2 protein-coding genes are annotated in these 2,141 nt (G+C 33.3%); both read right to left on the bottom strand.

The window, feature by feature from the left end; translation table 11 throughout:
- Positions 1–1,136: 1,136 nt before the first annotated feature.
- Positions 1,137–1,592 carry a hypothetical protein gene (locus ACFIKH_RS08970; protein WP_375671518.1) on the bottom strand — a complete coding sequence of 152 codons (456 nt, stop codon included), beginning with the start codon at positions 1,590–1,592 and terminating at the stop codon, positions 1,137–1,139.
- Between the two features lies 1 nt (position 1,593).
- On the bottom strand, positions 1,594–2,019 hold the full coding sequence (locus ACFIKH_RS08975; RefSeq protein WP_375671519.1) for a hypothetical protein: 426 nt from the start codon (positions 2,017–2,019) through the stop codon (positions 1,594–1,596).
- Between the last annotated feature and the right edge of the window lie 122 nt (positions 2,020–2,141).

The raw sequence follows: 2,141 nt of genomic DNA on the forward strand, positions 1-2,141 counted from the left end.
GATATGAAAACTTATCAAAAGAAACGTAAATGTGCGTATGATCTTTAATCACTCATTTGAATGAGAGAGCCTATAAACGCTTTCATGGCTATCAAACGTATCAAACAAATCAAAATGCTCGGTAGCTTTAACAATCCAATCAAAAGCAAATGCATATTCAATAAATATCTGTAAAAAACGTTCTTTTTACATTTACGAGCATTGGTTTTTACAAAGCAGCTTTTCATAAGATAAATAAACAAACGCTTTTATAAAGTGTAAGGTTTTTAAGATTTTGCTCTGCTGTGAAATCTAGATCTTCGTTTTTCATAAATGAAACGTTCTTAAGAGCAAATGATAACTAAGTTATAACTGTAATAAAAAAAAGTTTTAACGTTTCTTATAAAGATCTCATTTTATGTTTCAAACGTTTAAACGTGCATTTAAAGAGGTTCTCATAAGCGTATTTGTACTTTTCATAAAACCTAATTTCTTTAAATATTAGCCGGTCCATTTTTGGAGACATTATCTTAGAATAGAGCATTCTTTAAACATTACAGCTTTTGACTCAAAATTGAGTAAAAATCCATGTGAGATTACAATGGTTTTGAAGTTTTCTTGCTTGCGTTATATCATTAAAAAGCTTTCTCTTTCATAAGACATAACATTGTGATTTTCATTCTATATGTCATGATATTATATTTATGCTGATTACTTATCATTTTCTAAACTTTTAGAAAGCGTTTTAAAAGCGATTTGTCTTTAAATCCTTTTATGCAATCTTTATAAATTAAACCTATAAGCTTATGACAGTTTCAAACGATTATCCTCTAATAGGTGATAAGATATTGCTATAATAAATATAGATTTTATGCTTCCCAATTTTGGGAACCAATAATTTTGTTCTTTATACGATTAAACAAACCAATCTTTAAAACAAGATGTAATCTTTAAACATATGTTATCGATTATTTCAAACAACTAAATTTTAAACAATGTGATTTGTGCTGTGATAAAAACGTATCATAAAATTTATGAACTGTTATGAATGATAGCTGCTTTTCATTTCATTTGAACGTTTACATGCGTTATAATATTTACATCATGATTTGCTTTTTATGGTCTATTCATACATGGCAATCTTATATAAAAAATAGTCAATTTAAACATGCATAAAAGGATGGATTCTTGAGTGGATTCATATAAAATAATTGCAAACAACATATTGACTTTATTGCGTTTTTTGATATGATATTTCTTACACGGTCTAAGCTATTTTGAAGGGCGGCATTAAAAGACGGATTCTGTCCCACCATACCACCAGAAGCCATATGTCTAAGATTCATGGCTGCCGACGTTGGATTATAGATTGTATTCATCAAAGAGCGATTTTGATAATGATGAGGAATACTGCCAAGACCACTAATGCCATAGCGCGTTTGATCACTTAACGGGGCAATACGAGGTCCCCCATACACATTACCACCCGCCCCTGTATTATACAGATGATACGCATCACTACCCCCACGCTTAAATACATTCTCCAACCAAGCAGGGGGGGCGCTTGTCTGTACCTGCTTTTGTTCTGTTGTTGCTGGTGTCTTGCTCCCCATTTCACAATTCCTTCCTGTAATAAAGCATATCTATGCTGTAACCTTGCTTGTTCAGTGCACGTTTCCAACCCAAACGACCCAAGATCTCCATTTCAAAAGCGCCATTCTCACGCGCCCAATCCTCTACAACTTGCAAATTGTCAACTTGATCAAGAACGCCCTTCCCACTACATTCACAAATCAGAGCGCGTTTCTTTCCTAAAACTGTCTGTTGTATCTGGGTCGTGACTGCTGCTAAAAAGCGCTCTTCATCATCCAAAACAAGCCATAACTGTTTCTTACCCGTGCAAATAGATTCAATGAGTTCTTGCAACGTAATTTCATGTTTAAAACGCTCTACATACGCATTAAAAGATGCAATAATTTCTTCAAGATAAGGGGCTATACGCTCTATATCCCAAGAACTGGTCAAAAAGACTTTTGCCATTATCCTCTACCAAAAGGACGTAAATCCACATTAAAACCCGTAATCATCGTACAAGACATTGATTTATAATGATAATTCACTGTTTTGTATGTTGAGTGAGAGTCCCGAATAACGTAAGATTC

It is taken from the genome of Bartonella sp. SD1336NMGDW (assembly GCF_042193565.1).
In the GTDB taxonomy this organism is placed as follows: Bacteria; Pseudomonadota; Alphaproteobacteria; order Rhizobiales; family Rhizobiaceae; genus Bartonella; species Bartonella grahamii.

Excerpts from the sequence above, each read along its gene's own strand:
- ACFIKH_RS08970 (WP_375671518.1), bottom strand. The coding sequence starts at position 1,592 with ATGGGGAGCAAGACACCAGCAACAACAGAACAAAAGCAGGTACAGACA.
- ACFIKH_RS08975 (WP_375671519.1), bottom strand. The coding sequence starts at position 2,019 with ATGGCAAAAGTCTTTTTGACCAGTTCTTGGGATATAGAGCGTATAGCC.